Raw genomic sequence first — 16,411 nt, 5'->3', positions numbered from 1 at the left:
GTCCTCCACTCAATTGCTTTGAAGACTTTGCTGGAGCTCCGGTGCTGGGATCATCGCCGGATTGACCATTAAAAAACCCCCAAGTAGGGGGCTTGCCTTCAGCCTCAAAAGCGCTGGACGCTCTGAGTTTGGGGTGTGGTTTCCATTGGAGGAGGGTCAATGCCAAATAAGATCCCCTAAGGGAGTGAGTTTGGATGGCATCTCAGGCCATGCATGTGGACCTCGCGAAGGTATGGCCCCGGCTGGCCGGGTCTTGATTTGGCACTCCCGCTTGTCGTCGTCCTTTAGGTGGGCATGGAGCAGGTGGTGGGCAAATTATGGATCGCTGGCCCTGGGTATCGCTGTGTCTAGGCATCGCCAGTGTCTGAATCCGGTTGCGGGAGTCCAAGGATTTCGAAGTACCCTCTGGGCAATGGCAGGTCCTGCCGCTGGGCACTTGCCTGTACTGCATCTCTGAAACTTTTCAGTCCTTGCTTCCAGGTCAGCAACTGATTGTGACGTGCCATCGTCAATCGCTCGATGCCAAGGCCAAGCCCAATTCCATCGAGGCCGATTTCGACAATTTCAATTTCCTGACCGCTTGGTAAGACATATTCGATCGAGTATGTCTCTAGAGATGGTGAGCGTGGATGGCCTTTAGGCTCAAAGTAGCCTGAACCTTTCCCAGCTATCCTAGCCTCTTTTAAGTCAACGAAGCGGATCTGTGATTCTTGAATTCCATACTGCTGAAGCAGCGGCAAATGAGCTGAGAGGTGATTTGTCCCTGTGACACGCAATCGGTCATGAACAATGCCCAGTTGATTGATGAGAAACTTCAGGCTGAGGTCAATGCTTTGATTTGGCTGTATCCCGCCTGCAGGACTGAGTGCCATCACGTGGAAGAGTGGCAGCGCTCCTGGTTTGTTTTTTTCGCTGAGATCCTCCACTCTTGCGGAAGCTTGAATGGAATAGTCTCTGGCGCCTATTCGCAAGCTGTCGTCATCAAATTGAAGGCCGCCATTAAATTCAACTCCGGTGACCAGAGGTAAAGGGTTGATCGAGTGGTAGCCATTTTCTTTGAAGTACTTGATCAATTCGTCGCGTGTTTGAACAGCCTGAAGATTGATATAGCAGTCTTGATCAGAATCATGATCCTCTTCTCCCTTGGCATGCTTGACTCGGCCCAAACTTGCAAGCGCAAGGCCTGCTGTCGTCGTCAGTCCAATAAACGTTCTGCGAAGCATAGCCTTGCCTCAACCCAATTAATTCTGGAGCGAAAGAGAATTGTCTTGGAAAATTCTATCTTTCTTAAGTTCAGTGTAGTTCAGCTGTCTTCCGCTGGCAACTCGGTTGCCTGGTGTATGTCTGAGAAGATTTCATTCAGAGCTGCTGTTGAGGGTGAATCAACCGCCGTCATGCGAACTGCTGGAACTTGTTTCAAGGGCATCACCATCACTGTGAAGCCCCCTGTGCCGAGACTCTCCACAAGGTCTCGGCCAAGCTGCTTTGCCGCCCTCCTCAGAGAGTCGGGATCGGCTGAGCCTAGCCATCAGTCATTGAGTCCTTGCTTGGGCTGTGACCGAAGAGCTTGCCGATAGTGCGCTCATTAATCTCCTTCCCCCCCGGCAAGTAGCTACCGTTTCCAGAGTTTCTTTGGGTGTGATTCCGAGCCTCCGTTCCCATTGGATGCCCTCACGCCATCTGTACCGCTCAGCGTTGAAAACCAAGGGGATTAGGTGTCCTTTGTTTGGAGCTTGTCTTGGATCTTCTCGAGTTTGGTTAATAGATACTTCTGAATTGTGATGACTCTCTCGTGGAGCTTTCTCTTCAGTGGCAGCTCTTTGGTTGGGGTGATGTTAATAACTCCTCCTTTTAGGTCAATATCTGTTCTTTTTAGGCCTGCCACTTCGCTGATGTGGGCACATGCTCATCGACATAGATGCCACAGCAAGTGCTGCTGCTCCGGCTGTTCCTAGTATTGAGCGTCCGAATAATTCAACCGAACCACCACGAAAGCATCCTGTTCCTGCAAATACTCAGGCCACAGTGAGCTGATCTTGTGTGCTGGATCAGCGTTGTCCCTTGCCCAGCTTTCGCTTCCATAAGCTACGGCTTATGTACTCTCTGAGTAGAGGCGACTCGGAGGTCGACCGAAGTGATGACCACTGGGACTGGTCTCTGAAAGATGCATCCCACGCACATTCAGTGCTTTGCTGAACCCCCTGTTGCCTGATGGCTTTAGAGGGTTTGCCATGCTCCCCGCTATTATCTTGATGTATTCCTTCAGGACGCCGTTGCGATTCGGGTGACGCAACTTGCGCAGCGCTTTGGCTTCGATCTGGCGGATCCTCTCGCGGGTGACATCGAAGATCTGGCCGATCTCCTCAAGGGTCTTCATGCGACCGTCGTCCAGGCCATAGCGCAGGCGGAGCACGTCGCGCTCGCGTGGACTGAGTGTGGCCAGCACTCCCTCAAGGTCTTCGCGGAGCAGGTTCTTGGCGACATCCTGTTCAGGGTTTTCAATGTCCGCTTCGATGAAGTCGCCGAGACGAGAGTCCTCTTCCTTGCCGATCGGAGTCTCGAGCGAGATCGGCAGCTGGGCGCTCTTGGCGATGAAACGCAGCTTCTCGATAGTCATTTCCATCGACTCGGCAATCTCCTCCTCGGTCGGTTTGCGGCCGAACTCCTGACTGAGCACCTTGGTGGTTTTCTTGATCCGAGAGATCGTCTCGTAGAGGTGCACCGGAAGACGGATCGTGCGGGACTGGTCGGCAATCGCACGGGTGATGGCCTGACGAATCCACCAGGTGGCGTAGGTGGAAAACTTGTAGCCCTTCTCGTGATCGAATTTCTCAGCGGCACGGATGAGGCCAAGGCTGCCTTCCTGAATCAGGTCCTGGAAGCTCAGGCCTCTGTTCATGTACTTCTTGGCAATCGACACCACCAGGCGCAGGTTCGACTGCACCATCTTTTCCTTGGCCCGACGGCCCAGCATCAAGCGACGGCGGAAGCGAATCAGGGGCATTTCGACCAAGGCCGCCCACTCTTTGTTGTCGGGTTCGCGGCCGTTGTCGCTTTCGAATTGGGCAGCGAGTTCCTCGAGGTAGAGCAGGTCGGCGATTTTCCGTGCTAGCTCGATCTCTTCATCAGGACGCAGCAGGCGAATGCGTCCGATCTCTTGGAGATAGACCCGAATGGAGTCTTCGGTGTAAACGCCTTTGGGGCCGATCTTGATGCTGGCCAGGGCCTTTGCCTTGGCTTCCTTCTCGGCGCTCGTTGGGGTGGCCGTGGCTGTGACAGCCTTGGCCGTGACAGCCTTGGCATCTCCAGCTTTCATCGATGCTGTGGCTGCTTTTGAGGCGGCAGCCTTGGTTGTTGAGGATTTAGCGCTACTGGTCTTGGCGGCAGCCTTGGTGCCGGTGGTTTTGGTTGCTTTGGCTGTCTTGGTTGTTTTGGCGGCTTTGCTCTTGCCGTCCGCAGCGGCCAGCAGTTGGTCGGCGGCAGCCTTCAAGTCAGTTCCGGCAGGGAGATCGGATGTTTTGCTTTTGCTGGAACGGGTCTTGCCGTCAGCTTTGGTTTTGCTTTTGGCCTCTGCACCGGCAGCTTTGACGACCTTGGATTTGCCACGTGAGTCGGCCAGCATCATGATCGATGGCTTAGCAGCGGCTTTGGGCTTGGCCTGTGCTGTTTTGCTCGCAGCAGGACTCATAACGGCAGAAGGGGCAGCGGGGTTAGCAGTACGACACTCAAAAACCGGCTCGATGGTCGGATCGTGAGCGGTGAAAAATGTTCAGGCGTTCTTCGGTACCGAGGAGAAGCGGTGACGCAGCTGAATCAACAAGGTTTGACTGGATTCTTGGACCGATGCAGGGCTGTCAGGGGCTTTCTTAGACCGGTCGATCAACATTGGGATGGATCCCTTGCTCGAGCTTCGTGTCTTCCCTCTGGACGGAACTCTGCTTGGTTCCGACAACAGCGCAGTGCTGTCCAACATCCTTATCTTAAAAAAAACTTGCGACACCTGCAACCCCACTGCAGTAGCAAGCGATGGAGGCGATGGTGACAGCTAGGCAGGCAACTGCGCCGATCACTGAGGTGGATGTGTGGCTCGAGGCCGGCAGAGATGGTCGTGCTTTTAGCTATTGCGATCGTCACCAGCTCGGCATTGGCATCGGCGATCTCGTGCGCGTGACGCTGCGCGGTCGGCCCTTACAAGGACTGGTGGTGGGCGCTCGGGTGGTGACTTCAGAGTTAAGCGAACCAACGCTTCAACCGGTTCAGGCTCTTGTTCAAAGCGCAGCGGTGGATCCGATCTGGCGCCATTGGCTGGATGCCATGGCCAAACGCTGTCATACCAGTCCGTTCAGGATGCTCAAGGCTGCCTTGCCTCCAGGCTGGTTGGGTCAGCGTCCTCTTCAGCAGGCGTCGGAGCGGCTGATGTGGTGGGTCCAGCCATGCGCGATCGAAACCGATGACGTTGCTTCAGCACAGCCGGCATTGCCAGCACGACAGAAGGAGCTGTGGGATCTGTTGATCACAACGGGTGGGGGGTGGCAGCGGCAGTTGTTAGCGGAGGGGTTTAGTGGCTCTGTGGTTCAAGCCCTTGTGCAGCGTGGCCTGGCTCAGAGGGAGCAGCGGCCCTCCCCTGCTGCAGTGGTGGGCTCGCTCGTCAGCTCTGATTCTGGAGTCGCGCTCGAGAGTCCACGCACACTCACGGCGGAGCAGGAGCAGGTGGTGGAGGCATTCTTCCGTCAGCCAGAGGGTGGTGGAATGCTGCTGTGGGGGATCACTGGCTCAGGTAAGACCGAGGTGTATCTCCAGCTGGTGGCCCAAGAGCTGGAGGCTGGCCGCCATGCCTTGGTCCTTACTCCTGAAATCGGTCTGATTCCCCAACTGGTGGATCGCTGTCGCCGTCGCTTCGGTGCCCGGGTTGTTGAATATCACAGCGGTTGCAGCGACCGAGAGCGTGTCCGTACCTGGCGTCGAAGCCTGGAAGCGGCGCAGCAGCAAGGTGCCCCCTTGGTGGTTGTGGGGACCCGGTCGGCGGTGTTTCTTCCTCTCGATCCACTGGGTCTGATCGTGCTCGATGAAGAGCACGACAGTTCTTACAAGCAGGAGTCACCGATGCCCTGCTATCACGCCCGGGATCTGGCTCTGGAGCGGGTGCGTGCTCTCGGCGGGCGGGTCCTGCTGGGCAGTGCCACGCCCTCGCTGGAGACCTGGACCCAGCTGTCACCCGCCGGTCCCTTGGCCCTAGCGCGTTTGACGCGGCGGATCTCCAGCCAGGAACTGCCGCCTGTGCATGTCATTGACATGCGCGCGGAGCTAGCGGACGGTCACAAGCGTTTGATCAGCCGTGCCCTGATGGAGCGGCTCGCCCGTTTAAGGGAGAACGGAGAGCAGGCTGTTGTTCTAGTGCCCAGGCGCGGCTATAGCAGTTTCCTCAGCTGCCGCAGCTGTGGAGAGGTGGTGCAGTGTCCTCACTGTGACGTGGCCCTTACCGTTCATGGCAGTCGCCCTGGACACCAGTGGTTGCGTTGCCATTGGTGTGACTATCGGGCCGAGATGGAGTCCAGTTGCAGCCATTGCGGCTCCCTGGCCTTTAAACCCTTCGGCGCTGGCACCCAGCGGGTGTTGGAACGTCTCTCCGAAGAGCTGGAGGGATTGCGTTTACTCCGCTTTGATCGTGACACCACCGGTGGCCGTGATGGCCATCGGCGTCTGCTCGAGCAGTTCGCCGCTGGCGAGGCTGATGTGCTTGTGGGCACTCAGATGCTTGCCAAGGGAATGGATCTGCCCCGCGTCACGTTGGCGGCTGTGCTGGCTGCGGACGGGCTGTTGCACCGCCCGGATCTGCGCGCCGGTGAGCAATGCCTGCAATTGCTGCTTCAGCTGGCAGGGCGGGCAGGCCGTGGCGAGCGTCCGGGTCAGGTGTTGGTTCAGACCTATTCACCTGACCATCCGGTGATTCGCCATTTGGTGGATGGGCGTTACGAACGCTTTCTGGAGGAGGAGGTGGCTCTGCGCCGTGAAGCCGGTCTGGTGCCTTTTAGTCGCGCTTGCTTGTTGCGTCTTTCAGGCGAATCGGCATCGGCTACGGCCACAGCAGCGAGCCTGGTTGCCGAGTCTTTGCGCCCGCTTTGCAGCGCGGCCGGGTGGTGGCTGCTTGGGCCGGCACCGGCACCGGTGGCCCGGGTGGCCGGTCGCAGTCGCTGGCAACTGCTGCTTCATGGCCCTGCAGGTAGTGATCTCCCCCTGCCTCCCGGTACTGCCCTTTGGGAGGCTCTTCCCGCCGATGTGGCGCTTGCGGTGGATCCTGACCCTCTTCAACTCTGAGCCTGCAAGGGCGGTTGTTGGACGCTTAGGAGGGCAGTTCCGGGTAGCCGAAACCAAGCTTTAGGCGCAGTTGCTGCAACAGCAAGCTGAACCCCAGCAGAAATAGCACCAACACTGTGCCAAGGCCAAGCGGGCTCCAGTGCCAGCACTGCAGGGTCAGCTGATTGCGGGCTCCCGGCTGCAGGGGCCACTCCAATCGGGTGTTATGCGTGACGGTCGAAAGGGGGGTGCTACGTCGCTTGTTGATCTGTCTTGGCACCGGGCTGATGCTCACGCTCAGGTCTGGCAGTGGCAGATCCTTCAGGGGCTGGAGATCGACATCGAGCTCCAGACGCTGTTGCACGCCGATCAGCCAGTTGCGTTCATGCAGCTGCAGACTTGGTTTCGGAAGCTGCAGGCCCGTGGCCTGTCCGGCGCTGGCCATCGTGTCGCTGAGCAGCTGCTCGGCTGCCGCAGCCCTCAGGACAGGCGCCTGGAAGCGTTGGCTCCCCTGTTGCAGGCCGGTCGTCTTCTGTTGCCACGGCCAAGTCCCCCTGCGTAGCTCCCTCGCGAATGCGGTCTGCCATGGCAGTAGGCGGCCGGTGCCACTATCACTGCTCCAGCCCAGTTGGATCCGATTCGGTCCAACCAGGTCGATCTCTGTGTTCAGGCGTCCACATCCCCCCAGCAACAGGGTGAGCGCCACCAACACGGCAATCACAAGCACGGCGAAACCTGGAGCCGCTGCTTTGGTGGGCCCGGTCGGCGGCGGCGGCGGTGGTGGTGGCCCTTTCCGTCTGCTGCGCCGCGTTGAGGCAGGAGCTCCACCCATCGTGGGGTCCATGTCGAGTGTGGGCAGTTGCATCGACCAGCTGGCAGGACGCTGCAGGCTCGGTGCCTCGAGCACCTCCAGCAGTTGTTTGGCGCGGTTCCGCAGGTCTGTGTCGCGGCAGCGGGTGAGCAGGCGACAGGTGCTGAGTGCCTTCTCCTCCTGGCCTTGTCCCATCCAGGCGGTGACCATCAACATCCGGATGCGGGCTCCTTCAGGATCCGAGATCGGCCGATCGTGAGTCAGCGGTTCCAGTAGTTCCAGGCATTGGCCGTAATCGCCCCGTTCCAGGGCTGCTTCAGCCAAGGCCGTGGGCAAGCTCATCGATCAACCGCGTCCCATCACCATCGTGCCGATTCCCGCGTCGGTGAACACCTCCAGCAGTAGGGCGTGGGGCACGCGGCCATCGAGAATATGGGCTGCGGCGACCCCCTGGGCAAGGGCACGGATGCAGCACTCCGTTTTCGGAGTCATACCCCCAGCCACGATGCCGTCTTCGATCAATTGTCGGGCTTCCGAGAGGCGCAGTTGATGGATCAATGATTCGGGGTTGTCCCGATCTTGAAGGATGCCAGGCGTGTCGGTGAGCAGGATCAGTTTCTCTGCTTCAAGGGCTGCCGCTAGTTCTCCAGCCACCGTGTCGGCATTGATGTTGTGGGCCACTCCTGCTCTGGTGGCCGCCACGCTGGAGATCACCGGAACGTAACCCTTCTCCAGCAAGGGCTCGAGCACTTCGGGGTTAACGCGGGCCACATCGCCGACAAGGCCATGACTGCCGTCCCCCCAGGGGCGTGCTTCCACCAGTACGCCATCGCTGCCGCTCAGGCCCACGGCCCGTGCCCCGAGCTTGTTGAGGCCATTCACAATCTGCTTGTTGACCCGGCCCACCAGCACCATTTCCACCACATCCATCGTGTCGGGATCGGTGACGCGTAGGCCGTCGCGAAATTCAGCCGGAATGTCCAGACGTTTGAGCCAGGTGTTGATCTCAGGCCCGCCACCGTGCACGACGACCGGTTGCACTCCGACACTGGTGAGCAGCGCAAGATCGCGGAACACCGCTTCTCTGAGCTCGGCGTGGACCATGGCGGCACCGCCATACTTGACCACGATTCGCCGACCGGCGAACCGCTGGATATAGGGGAGGGCTTCACTGAGGACGGAAACCCTCAGGGCGTCATCGCTGGCCATCGATTCCGTTCACTGCTCCCCATGCTGACCTGTAGCCGGTACAGCGTCGCTGAGGAGGAGTAGATCAATGTGGTCTGGATCCACCTCGTGCAGATCGGCCCTTAGCCCTTTGGCGAAGAAACGTCCAAGGCGCTCCTGTTTCTCCTGCCAGCGCTCCAAACCAACGGCTCCAAGCGAAAAGCGCAGCCGCAGGCCATAGCTCTCTGTTTCGCTGAATTCCTCGATTTCCAGCAGCTGGGGAGGGGTGTCCTCATCCCAAAGCTTGAGGGCTTCAAGGGAGGATTCGAGATGGGCTTTCTGGCCATAGCGCCAGCGGGTCACATCCGCCAGAAGTTTGCCCAGCTCAGGGGGGGCTCCATCACGCTGGGCCTTGAAGGTGGCAGCGGGTACCACCCGGCGGGCTGGAGGGAGCTCAGAAGACTTCAGCGCGAGCCCCCCCAGCAGGATCGGAATCCCGTAAAAGATGGTCGGCAGGCTGAGATTGGCATTACCTGTGGTGTACGCCACGACCCCCACAACGGTGAGAACGCCGCCGGCAACGGTGATCAGGTTGCCTGGGGAGAACAGATCTTTCATGGGGCTCACTCTGATGCACGCTGCGCGCAACTGCGGACGCACCCCCGAGAATGGAGGGATAAGTCGATGCCAAAGGACCGATGGAAAGCAGCTCCCCCAGCCAGCCAGATCAATCCGATCTCGACAGCCTCATCCGTGATCTCGATCAGGATCGGGCCTGGTTGCTTGAACAGATTGACCGGGGACGCTGGCCGGAGCTGCGCTTGGATCTTGCTGCCCTCGAGCGCGAACTGGGTCAGCTCCTGGTCCGCGCAGGTGAACGCATGGAGGGGGATGGTCAGCTCAATTGAGCGATCAGAAGGGGATGTCGTCGGTGTCAGGCACCAGTGGGGCGCTATTCCATTGCGCTGCACTCTCCTGAGCCGGAGGCTGCGTTGGCGTGGCTGCAGCCCGGGGCGCCTGGCGGACCGGAGCAGGTGCACGACCGGTGGCGCCTTCCGGCGCAGGGGCGGACATCTCGCCACCGACAGGATGAAGGCGCGACAGGGTGAACTCCGCTCGCTTTTCCTTCATGCCGTCTTGACGGGGCACGGTGTTCATGCGCAGGCGGCCTTCGATCAGCAGTCGTTGTCCGGGTTGGACCCGACTCTGAAGTTCCTGTGCCAGGTTTCCCCAGCCCACCACCTTGATCTGACCAGGCGGGTCATCCGCCCGCAGACCATCGAAGCGCACGTCCATTTCGGCGATCGGGGTCTGGTTGTCCTGGGTGTAGCGAAGGGTGGGTGCCTGGATCACTTCCACTTCGAGCACGCAGTGGTTCATCGCCGTCGGCTGGTTTGAATGAGAGCGCCATCCTGATGCACCAACCGAGGAATCGCCAGGGGCATGTGTGGCTTCTTGCCGGAACTGGGGAGGGACCCGCCCTCGCGGCGGCTTTGCAGGCGAAAGGTTTTCAAGTCAGTGTGAGTGTGGTGACTGAGGCGGCAGCACTGCCCTACAGGTCGTTGTCACTGCATCGGGTCTGGGTCGGAGCACTCTCAGACGAGCAGGCCATTGTCGATCGTCTACGCCAAGAGGGTGTCGACCAGCTTGTGGATGCCACCCACCCTTTCGCCACGCAGATCACCGCCCAGCTGGTGATGGCATCTCGCCAGGTCGGATGTCCGTTGATGCGCTATGAGCGGCCGATTCAACCAGCGTCCTCCAGTCGAGTGATCGAGTCGGTGGAGTCGATTCCTGCCGAAGCCCTCGCTGGTCAACGCCTGCTGCTGGCTCTTGGCTCTCGCTACTTAGGTGGGCTGGTGCCACCGCTTCGCGCTGCAGGTGCGCTCCTCTATGCCAGGGTTCTGCCGACGCCTTTGGCCCTTCGTCAGGCGGTGGCCGCTGGCCTGCCCGATCATCATCTGGCGTTGCTTCGGCCTTTGCAGGGAGAGAGTCCCGGGAGTCTGGAACAGGCTCTCTGTCGCCACTGGGGCATTACTGCTGTGCTTTGCCGTCAGTCTGGTGGTGCTGCCGAACGCTGCTGGCATGAGGTTTGCGTCGATCGGGGGCTGCCGCTGTGGTTGCTGCGCCGTCCTGCACCGCCGTCATCGCTGCTGCTGGTGCATAGCGTGGAGCAGATGTTGGCCCGCCTGGATTGAACTCCTATGGATTCCCCAACTGCTGAGGAGAGTCGTGGGTCGCGATCCGATCAGATCCTGGTGCTTGTGCTCACCACAGAGGCGGATGCGGCGCATGCCGATGCCTTGGCTCAGGCCTTGGTTGACCAGGGGCTAGCCGCTTGCGTTTCCCAGTGGCCCGTGCGCTCCACCTACCGCTGGAAGGGGCGGCGCGAGTGTGCGGAGGAGGTGCAGCTCCTGATCAAAACCAGTCGTGATGGCTGGCCGCGGCTCGAACATGGCATCCGAGAGCTGCACAGTTATGACACCCCCGAGATCATCCATTGGGTGGCCGAAGCGTCCGCCGCCTACAGCGCCTGGGTGGCGGACGCCGTCACATGTCCGCCCGTGCCGCTCAGCTGAGGTGCTTCTGGACCAGCTCGCTCAGGGACACTTGCGAGCGGGGGCCGAGTTGGGTCACGACTTGGCCGGCACAAATCGAGCCGATGTTTCCACAGGTCTCCAGTGGCAGATCCTTGGTGTAGCCGTGCAGGAAGCCACCGGCGTAGAGATCTCCTGCGCCGGTGGTGTCCACCAGGGTGCCAAGGCTGTAGGCGGGGATGTCCCAGCGTTGATCGCCGCTGAGCACGACCGATCCCTGCTCGCTGCGGGTGAGCGCCGCGACCTTGCAACAGCCTTTTACTTGGTCCAAAGCCGCTTCGAAATCGTCGGTGCCGTAGAGGGAGGTGATTTCGTCCTCATTGGCGAAGAGCACGTCCACATGGCCGTTCACGAGTTCTAGAAAACTGTCGCGGTGACGGTCAACGCAGAAGCCATCAGACAAGGAGAGGGCCACCTGGCCGCCGCCCTGTCGACAGGTTTCTGCTGCAGCGATGAAGGCCCGCTTCGCTGCGGGGCTGTCCCAGAGATAACCCTCGAGATACAGAACTTTGGCCTCCCGCACCATGGACAGATCCAGGTCCTCCGGCTCCAGCTGTACGGATGCACCGAGGTAGGTGCACATCGTGCGCTGCGCATCTGGTGTGACCAAGATCAGGCAGCGTGCTGTGCTTGGGCCTTCCGTGGCTGCAGGTGTCTCGAAACGGGTTCCGACGGCTCGGATGTCGTGGCTGAAAATCGTGCCTAGCTGGTCATCTCGCACCCGGCCGATGAAGCCTGCCTTGCTGCCCAGTTGGGCCAGACCTGCCAGGGTATTGGCGGCGGAACCACCCGAGGTCTCCATGCCCGCACCACTGGCGCTGTAAAGGCGCTGTGCTTGTTCTTCATCCACCAGCGCCATCGCCCCTTTGTTGAGGTTGTGTGTGCTGAGGAAGGCGTCATCGGTCTGGACGAGCACATCCACGATGGCGTTGCCGATCCCCACAACATCAAGTGAGCGGGTGGATCCGAACCGGGATGGACTCATCAGGCTGTCACTGTGGAATCAAGGCAGTATCACCCCTCATGGGCCCGAGACCCATTGCGGTTTGGATCGGCAAGGATCAGGCGCTGAGCAGGGCTCGCTTGGGACCGTGAATTGGATCCTCCACCACGATCGTTTGATCGCGGCCGGCACCGAGAGAGACGATCGCAATCGGTACTTCCATCAGATCGGCGAGGAAGCGGAGGTAGGCCATCGCTTTCTCGGGCAGATCCTCAAGGGAGCGGCACTCCGCGGTCGAGCACTGCCAGCCTGGCAGGGTTTCGAAGATGGGTTGGCAGCGAGCGAATTCCTCAGCACAGGATGGGAAATGCTCGATCCGCTCTCCGTCGAGGTCGTAGGCCACACACACTTGAAGGGCATCGAGCTCGTCGAGCACATCGAGTTTGGTAATCGCGAGGCAGTCGAGCCCATTCACGCCGACGGCGTAGCGGCCGATGACGCCATCGAACCAGCCGCAGCGGCGACGACGGCCGGTGGTGGTGCCGAATTCGCCACCCCTGTCGCAGAGGTGGTCGTTAAGGCTGCCGTCGAGCTCGGTGGGGAATGGTCCCTCGCCAACGCGGGTGGTGTAGGCCTTGGCCACGCCGATCACGCGGTCGATCAGCGTTGGTCCCACTCCGGCTCCGATGCAGGCACCGCCCGACACCGGATTGGATGATGTGACATATGGGTAGGTGCCGTGGTCCAGGTCCAGCAGAGTGCCCTGGGCGCCTTCAAACAGGATGTTCTGGCGTTTGCGGGCGGCCTGATGGATCTCGCGCGTGCAGTCGACCACGTGGGGAGCCAGTCGTTTGCCATAGGCCAGGTATTCGCTGATCACCTCCTCTGCGTCCAGAGCATCGACGTTGTAGATGGTCTGGAGAAGCTGGTTCTTCTCTTTTAAGGGGGCTTCTAGCCGATCCCGCAGCCGTGCTTCATCGAGCAGGTCGATGACGCGGATGCCGCTGCGCTGGGATTTGTCGGCATAGGTGGGGCCGATGCCTCGGCCTGTGGTGCCAATGCGTCTCTCGCCGCGCTGCTTCTCCATCGCCTGATCGAGCAGGCGGTGGTAGGGCATGGTGACGTGCGCAGTCGACGCCAGCTTCAGCCCGGAAATATCGATGCCGTTCTCGATCAACATGTCGAGCTCCCCCAGCATCACCTTGGGGTCCACCACCGTGCCTGAGCCAATCAGGCAGACGGTGTCTGGATAAAGAATGCCTGAGGGAATGAGATGCAGCTTCAGCACTTGATCGTCCACGACGATCGTGTGACCTGCATTCACGCCGCCCTGGTACCGGACGACTACATCAGCGGATCGACTGAGGAGATCCGTGATCTTTCCTTTTCCTTCGTCACCCCACTGCGCACCGATGACGACAACGTTGGCCAAAGACACTGCGGCCCGAAGCCGCCAATCTGCACAATCTACGATTTTCGCAGCTCCCCCCGCCTTCAGTCAAAAGGGGTGGGGGAACTGTTGCGAACTGGTTGAGAATCAGTTGCCGCGAACGGCCGCTTTCTCGGCCTTGCCCAGCTCTTTGTCAACCCGGCTGCGCAGCGTGTCTGGCAGGGGACGGTTGGCATAGGTTTTGTAGTGAGCAGCCAAGGAGTTCAGGGCTGTTTGCATCGTTGTGAACGAGCTCAATCCGTTCACTTTGGGACGGGGGCGATAGCGAGACATGTACGCATTGATCACAGCAGTTGCTTGCGTTTCGGCCTCGGCCCTGCCCTCGTCGTCCTGCGCCATGGCAATGGTGGACTGCAGGGTGTGCACCACCGCCACAGTGTCCTCCACGTAATCACCGGTGAGGCCGGAGGCCCCGGCGCCGGAACAGGCTGTGAGCATCAGGCACAGCCCAAGGCAGGCGGCCAGGGTGATGCGCATCAGTTGGCTGGTCAAACGATTCAAGGCGGACAGCATGAATCAGGAGTCAGGTTGAGACGACTGTACGGGTGGTCTTGCCGCTGATTGCGTCCTGGAGAATCTGGAGAGCTTCAGCGTGAGGCAGGCGCTGGGTTTCTTGGCTGGCACGGTCGACCAGTTCCACCTGGCCCTCGGCTGCGTCGCGACCTACGACAACTCGCCAAGGGATGCCGATCAGGTCGGCGTCTTTGAACTTCACGCCGGCCCGCTCGCTGCGATCATCCAGCAGCGCATCAACGCCACTGGAGAGCAGGTCTTGGTAAAGCCGCTCACCCAGCTGCTTCTGGGTTTCGTCCTGCATGTTGGCCACCACAATCACGGCCTGGAAAGGTGCGATCGCAAGGGGCCAGCAGATCCCGGCTTTGTCGTGGTGCTGTTCAACGGCGGCCTGGGCCAGCCTGGACACGCCAATCCCGTAGCACCCCATCCAGAAGGGCTCCTGGTCGCCGTCGGCCGTCGTGAATGTGGCCTCCATAGCTGAGGAATATTTTCGGCCTAGCTGGAAGATGTGTCCGACTTCGATGCCGCGACGGGCGATCAGCGTTTGGTCCGGGGCCTGCAGGCAGTGGTCGCCTGCTTGAGCATTGCGTAGATCGACCGTCTTTGGCGCGCAGTCCAGTTCCTCCCAGCGGCTTCCCCAGCGATGCTGATCAGCGACGTTGGCGCCGCATACGAATCGTTCCAGCTCCAGGGCGGTTGGATCGGCGAAGCGCAGGAAGGCTGGCACCCAGGATTTGGATCCTTGCAGGCAGCTGTCTGCAAGGTCGGGGCCGAGGGCACCGAAAGGCCATGCTTCTAAACCCTGATTGGCGATTTGTTCCTCGCTGATCGGGGTGATGTCGAGCACTCCGTCCTGTTGATCGTTCGTTAGGGCATTGCTCAATTTCACGTCATTGAGCTGTTGATCACCCCTTAGGCAAACCAGAACAGGCCGCTGGGCACCGGATTCCATCCGCGCCAGCAATGCGATCACCTTGACCACTTGCTGCGGTTGTAGGCCTTGGGCTTTGCATAGGGCCTCAATGGTCTTCTGCCCAGGGGTGTTCAGAACAACGGCTTCCCCTGGGGGCAGGGGGGTGGCTTCAGAAGGGATCGAGACCGCTTTCTCGAGGTTGGCGGCATAGCTGCCGTCCTCGCTGGTAAGAATCAGGTCCTCTCCCGCATCGGCGGTCACCATGAATTCCTGGGACGCTGCGCCGCCGATGGCACCGCTGTCTGCCTCAACGGCCACGGCCTCAAGCCCACAACGCTCGAAGATCCGGCGGTACGCCAAATCCATCTCCTTGTAACAGCGACGCAGGTCCTCTTCGTCAGTGTGAAAGGAGTAGGCGTCTTTCATGATGAATTCACGCCCGCGCATGAGGCCAAAGCGGGGGCGGATTTCATCTCTGAACTTGGTTTGAATCTGGTAGAGCGTCACAGGCAGCTGTCGGTAGGAGCGCAGCAGCTCGCCGGCGAGGGTGGTCACGACCTCTTCGTGCGTGGGCCCGAGGCCCACATCTCGGCCCTGTCGGTCTTGTAGGTGGAACATGATCCCTTCGCCCGCCGTGTAGCCCTGCCAGCGCCCACTGCGTTCCCACAACTCTGCAGGCTGCAATTGAGGAAGCAGCGTCTCGAGTGCGCCGGTGGCATTCATTTCCTCTTGCACGATTGCGCTGATCTTGCGCAACACCCTCCACATCAGTGGGAGGTAGGCGTAGATCCCGGATCCGATCCGACGGATATAGCCGCCTCTTAACAGCAGCTGATGGGATGCGATTTCCGCGTCGGCGGGCACATCCCGCAGCGTCACCAGCATCAGGCGGGAGACGCGCATGGGAGTGGACTTGCAGTGAAGCCGGAAGCTATCACCGCTGCGAATCAGGCAGGCTGTTTAGGCGATTGTTGAACTGGCACGACCGGTCTCATTGGAGACTGCAACATGAGTCTCAACTGCTAATCTCCGCGGGACGCTTGGCCTGAGAAGGCAGCTTGCATGTTTCCCCGTTCGGTTGACTCTCCTCCTTCCGTCCCTGCTCGGAGCGTTGAAAGCGGCACCGACGTGGATGCAGTGATGGCCCGTTCAGAGTCCCTGGTTGGGATTGACGAAGTTCAGAAATCCCTCAATCGTTCAAGGGCGTCGGTGTATCGCTACACCAACACCGATCCTCGCAATCTCAATCCACCTTTTAATCCACGCAAGCTCAATTCCGAGTACCGCAGCGATCAGAAGGATCCACTCCTGTTCCATCCCAACGAGGTGGCGCGTTTCGCCAAGGATGTGCTTCGGATTAAGGAAGTGACCGTTGAGGTGCTTAATTCGCCATCGACGGCCACACAGCAGTGCCTTTCGGCGATTCTCGAGGAGCTGCGCATGATCCGTTCCCACTTGGATTCACTGCCGACGGCCCCTGCTGATCCTGCTGATCTTGCAGCCCGTCGGGACCGCCAGGAACGACCGGCTGCCTGATCAGGCTGTCTTCAGCCGAAATCGATGGCATGATTGGGAGGCCACACGCTGCTAACGCTGTGCGTGGTGCTTGCTCCACCCTCTTCTTTCGGAACGGTCGAGTGGGTTGTCCCCCATCACCCTTGCATGGACCCTGAGCCTGCCAACGGTTCTCAATCAGAGCCCTCACCGCCTGAACCTCCTG

General features: G+C 60.0%; 15 protein-coding genes. 5 read left to right on the top strand and 10 right to left on the bottom strand.

Features of this window, described 5'->3' with window-relative positions; genetic code table 11:
* Nucleotides 1-347 precede the first annotated feature (347 nt).
* The gene (locus DXY10_RS06110) at nt 348-1,223 is read right to left on the bottom strand and encodes a hypothetical protein (protein ID WP_115017156.1); all 876 of its coding nucleotides are present in this window, start codon (nt 1,221-1,223) and stop codon (nt 348-350) included.
* Between the two features lie 869 nt (nt 1,224-2,092).
* Nucleotides 2,093-3,688 carry an RNA polymerase sigma factor RpoD gene (gene rpoD, locus DXY10_RS06105; RefSeq protein WP_115017154.1) on the bottom strand — a complete coding sequence of 532 codons (1,596 nt, stop codon included), beginning with the start codon at nt 3,686-3,688 and terminating at the stop codon, nt 2,093-2,095.
* Nucleotides 3,689-4,035: 347 nt separating this feature from the next.
* Here rpoD and priA point away from each other — a divergent pair, with 347 nt between their 5' ends.
* Nucleotides 4,036-6,315 (top strand): primosomal protein N', encoded by a 2,280-nt coding sequence (gene priA, locus DXY10_RS06100; protein ID WP_244281955.1) that lies wholly within the window; start codon nt 4,036-4,038, stop codon nt 6,313-6,315.
* 25 nt (nt 6,316-6,340) lie between these two features.
* On the opposite strand, the gene DXY10_RS06095 is transcribed toward priA, so the two are convergent.
* The 3 genes from DXY10_RS06095 to DXY10_RS06085 are packed head-to-tail and all read right to left on the bottom strand — an operon-like array spanning nt 6,341 to nt 8,890.
* A complete protein-coding gene (locus tag DXY10_RS06095) occupies nt 6,341-7,447 on the bottom strand; it encodes a DUF3153 domain-containing protein (RefSeq protein WP_115017149.1) in 1,107 nt (368 codons plus the stop codon).
* A gap of 3 nt (nt 7,448-7,450) precedes the next feature.
* Complete coding sequence (argB, locus tag DXY10_RS06090) at nt 7,451-8,314, bottom strand: acetylglutamate kinase (protein WP_115017147.1); 864 nt, start codon at nt 8,312-8,314, stop codon at nt 7,451-7,453.
* Nucleotides 8,315-8,323: 9 nt separating this feature from the next.
* The gene (locus DXY10_RS06085; RefSeq protein WP_115017146.1) at nt 8,324-8,890 is read right to left on the bottom strand and encodes a DUF2854 domain-containing protein; all 567 of its coding nucleotides are present in this window, start codon (nt 8,888-8,890) and stop codon (nt 8,324-8,326) included.
* 80 nt (nt 8,891-8,970) lie between these two features.
* Here DXY10_RS06085 and DXY10_RS06080 point away from each other — a divergent pair, with 80 nt between their 5' ends.
* A complete protein-coding gene (locus tag DXY10_RS06080) occupies nt 8,971-9,180 on the top strand; it encodes a hypothetical protein (protein ID WP_115017144.1) in 210 nt (69 codons plus the stop codon).
* Nucleotides 9,181-9,184: 4 nt separating this feature from the next.
* Here DXY10_RS06080 and DXY10_RS06075 read toward each other — a convergent pair whose 3' ends face one another.
* Nucleotides 9,185-9,652, bottom strand: coding sequence for a single-stranded DNA-binding protein (locus tag DXY10_RS06075; protein WP_115017143.1), 468 nt, complete (start codon nt 9,650-9,652; stop codon nt 9,185-9,187).
* A gap of 35 nt (nt 9,653-9,687) precedes the next feature.
* On the opposite strand from DXY10_RS06075, the gene DXY10_RS06070 reads away from it, so the two are divergent.
* Nucleotides 9,688-10,470 (top strand): precorrin-6A/cobalt-precorrin-6A reductase, encoded by a 783-nt coding sequence (locus DXY10_RS06070; RefSeq protein WP_115017446.1) that lies wholly within the window; start codon nt 9,688-9,690, stop codon nt 10,468-10,470.
* Nucleotides 10,471-10,476: 6 nt separating this feature from the next.
* A complete protein-coding gene (gene cutA / locus DXY10_RS06065; protein WP_115017141.1) occupies nt 10,477-10,851 on the top strand; it encodes a divalent-cation tolerance protein CutA in 375 nt (124 codons plus the stop codon).
* Here cutA and DXY10_RS06060 read toward each other — a convergent pair.
* The 4 genes from DXY10_RS06060 to DXY10_RS06045 form a co-directional block, all read right to left on the bottom strand.
* Entirely contained in the window at nt 10,844-11,854 is a 1,011-nt protein-coding gene (locus tag DXY10_RS06060; protein ID WP_170955713.1) for an adenosine kinase, read from the bottom strand. The two genes, cutA and DXY10_RS06060, sit on opposite strands and share 8 nt — an antisense overlap.
* Nucleotides 11,855-11,930: 76 nt before the next feature.
* The gene (locus DXY10_RS06055) at nt 11,931-13,250 is read right to left on the bottom strand and encodes an adenylosuccinate synthase (RefSeq protein WP_170953899.1); all 1,320 of its coding nucleotides are present in this window, start codon (nt 13,248-13,250) and stop codon (nt 11,931-11,933) included.
* Nucleotides 13,251-13,349: 99 nt separating this feature from the next.
* Nucleotides 13,350-13,775 (bottom strand): photosystem II protein Psb27, encoded by a 426-nt coding sequence (psb27, locus tag DXY10_RS06050; RefSeq protein ID WP_115017138.1) that lies wholly within the window; start codon nt 13,773-13,775, stop codon nt 13,350-13,352.
* Nucleotides 13,776-13,785: 10 nt separating this feature from the next.
* The gene (locus DXY10_RS06045; protein ID WP_115017136.1) at nt 13,786-15,594 is read right to left on the bottom strand and encodes a proline--tRNA ligase; all 1,809 of its coding nucleotides are present in this window, start codon (nt 15,592-15,594) and stop codon (nt 13,786-13,788) included.
* A gap of 159 nt (nt 15,595-15,753) precedes the next feature.
* On the opposite strand from DXY10_RS06045, the gene DXY10_RS06040 reads away from it, so the two are divergent.
* A complete protein-coding gene (locus DXY10_RS06040) occupies nt 15,754-16,227 on the top strand; it encodes a resolvase (protein ID WP_115017134.1) in 474 nt (157 codons plus the stop codon).
* The last annotated feature ends 184 nt before the right edge of the window (nt 16,228-16,411 follow it).

It is taken from the genome of Synechococcus sp. UW140 (assembly GCF_900474295.1).
Taxonomy (GTDB): domain Bacteria; phylum Cyanobacteriota; class Cyanobacteriia; order PCC-6307; family Cyanobiaceae; genus Synechococcus_C.
Note: the sequence above shows the minus strand (reverse complement) of the source record. Positions and strands in the feature narration are given on the sequence as shown.

Coding starts and splice junctions, on each gene's coding strand:
- DXY10_RS06085 (WP_115017146.1), bottom strand. CDS start 8,890: ATGAAAGATCTGTTCTCCCCAGGCAACCTGATCACCGTTGCCGGCGGC.
- DXY10_RS06110 (WP_115017156.1), bottom strand. CDS start 1,223: ATGCTTCGCAGAACGTTTATTGGACTGACGACGACAGCAGGCCTTGCG.
- DXY10_RS06080 (WP_115017144.1), top strand. CDS start 8,971: ATGGAAAGCAGCTCCCCCAGCCAGCCAGATCAATCCGATCTCGACAGC.
- DXY10_RS06045 (WP_115017136.1), bottom strand. CDS start 15,594: ATGCGCGTCTCCCGCCTGATGCTGGTGACGCTGCGGGATGTGCCCGCC.
- DXY10_RS06095 (WP_115017149.1), bottom strand. CDS start 7,447: ATGAGCTTGCCCACGGCCTTGGCTGAAGCAGCCCTGGAACGGGGCGAT.
- DXY10_RS06070 (WP_115017446.1), top strand. CDS start 9,688: ATGCACCAACCGAGGAATCGCCAGGGGCATGTGTGGCTTCTTGCCGGA.
- DXY10_RS06075 (WP_115017143.1), bottom strand. CDS start 9,652: ATGAACCACTGCGTGCTCGAAGTGGAAGTGATCCAGGCACCCACCCTT.
- rpoD (WP_115017154.1), bottom strand. CDS start 3,688: ATGAGTCCTGCTGCGAGCAAAACAGCACAGGCCAAGCCCAAAGCCGCT.
- DXY10_RS06040 (WP_115017134.1), top strand. CDS start 15,754: ATGTTTCCCCGTTCGGTTGACTCTCCTCCTTCCGTCCCTGCTCGGAGC.
- cutA (WP_115017141.1), top strand. CDS start 10,477: ATGGATTCCCCAACTGCTGAGGAGAGTCGTGGGTCGCGATCCGATCAG.
- priA (WP_244281955.1), top strand. CDS start 4,036: ATGGTGACAGCTAGGCAGGCAACTGCGCCGATCACTGAGGTGGATGTG.
- psb27 (WP_115017138.1), bottom strand. CDS start 13,775: ATGCTGTCCGCCTTGAATCGTTTGACCAGCCAACTGATGCGCATCACC.
- argB (WP_115017147.1), bottom strand. CDS start 8,314: ATGGCCAGCGATGACGCCCTGAGGGTTTCCGTCCTCAGTGAAGCCCTC.
- DXY10_RS06060 (WP_170955713.1), bottom strand. CDS start 11,854: ATGAGTCCATCCCGGTTCGGATCCACCCGCTCACTTGATGTTGTGGGG.